Origin of the sequence: Microcoleus sp. PH2017_34_RAT_O_A (assembly GCF_020737885.1) — a bacterium.
GTDB lineage: Bacteria > Cyanobacteriota > Cyanobacteriia > Cyanobacteriales > Microcoleaceae > Microcoleus.
This window is the reverse complement of record NZ_JAEQDD010000207.1, coordinates 1-1,297: the sequence shown is the minus strand read 5'-3', so window position 1 is coordinate 1,297 and position 1,297 is coordinate 1. Positions and strand designations below refer to the sequence as shown.

The 1,297-nt window shown below is 42.7% G+C and carries 1 protein-coding gene; it reads left to right on the top strand.

Features of this window, described 5'->3' with window-relative positions; genetic code table 11:
- The coding region (locus tag JGK11_RS32740) for a transposase (RefSeq protein WP_366054183.1) at positions 1–1,289 on the top strand (1,289 nt) is incomplete at its 5' end.
- Positions 1,290–1,297: the final 8 nt, after the last annotated feature.

Sequence of the window (1,297 nt, the reverse complement as noted above, 5' to 3'; positions counted from 1 at the left end):
AGGACTACTTTATTCTAGAAATCCTGTTGCCATTTTGTAGAAATTGGGTAAAATCAAACAAGGAGGTGATGCAAGTGTTCAATCTGACTTATGAATTCAAATTGAAACCCACAAAAACACAAGTAGCAATATTTGAGGATTGGTTGGAACAATGTCGCAAGGTCTATAATTATGCCCTGCAAGAACGTAAAGATTGGTATAATTCGCGAAAATGTCGGATTGACGCTTGTTCCCTTCGCTCGGAATTCATCATCAGAGCTGACACACCCAGACCAACTTACTCAACTCAATGTAAAGCCTTAACTGCATACAGGAAAACCAGCCCTGCATTACAACGTATCAATGCTCAAGCTTTACAACAAGTGCTGCGCCGACTAGAAAAGGCATTTGTAAGTATGTGGGAACAAAACCACGGATTTCCCCGATTCAAAAAAAGGGGAACCATGAGGTCTTTTGTGTTTCCACAACTAAGTTTAAACCCCATTCAAAATAGTAGTGTCAAACTGCCTGTAATTGGCTGGGTAAGATTTTGGCAATCCCGAGCGATTCCCGATGGTGGAATTATTAAGCAGGCACGGGTAGTAAATCGTGCATCCGGCTGGTATCTAATGCTGACCGTTCAATGGGATGTAAAAATTCCCGACGTAGTGCCACACGGAAATTCCCTAGGAATTGATGTCGGACTAACGAATTTCATAGCAACTTCTAATAGTCTTTTAGTCAAGCGGCCAAGGTTTTTTATAGACGCAGAACGCAAGCTGAAATTGCTGCAAAAACGTGTGAGTAAAAAGCGCAGTGGCTCAAATAATTGGCGCAAAGCTCAGAAAAAAGTTGCTCTTTTGCACGAATACGTTGCTAATTGTCGAAAAGATTGGCATCGCAAAATCTCTCATCAAATTTGCAATGATGTGGGGATGGTATTTGTTGAGGACTTAAATTTAGTTGGACTATCCAGAGGGATGCTGGGCAAGCACTGCTTAGACGCTGGATGGGGTCAATTTTTCACTATTTTGGAACAAACCTGTTGGAAACGCGGGGTGTACTTCCAAAAAGTGAATGCTAAGAAAACCAGTCAGATTTGTCCAAATTGCGGTGTCGCAACAGGCAAAAAAGAGCTTGCTGAGCGTACTCATACTTGCTCAAATTGCGGTTATACAACCGATAGAGATGTTGCAGCAGCTCAAGTAGTTCTAATTAGAGGACTTGCAGCCGTAGGGCATACGGTCAAGATGCTTGCCGAGGGTAAATTCGTCGGAATCCCACTGAAGCAAGAATCCTCTCGCCTTTAGGCAGAGGT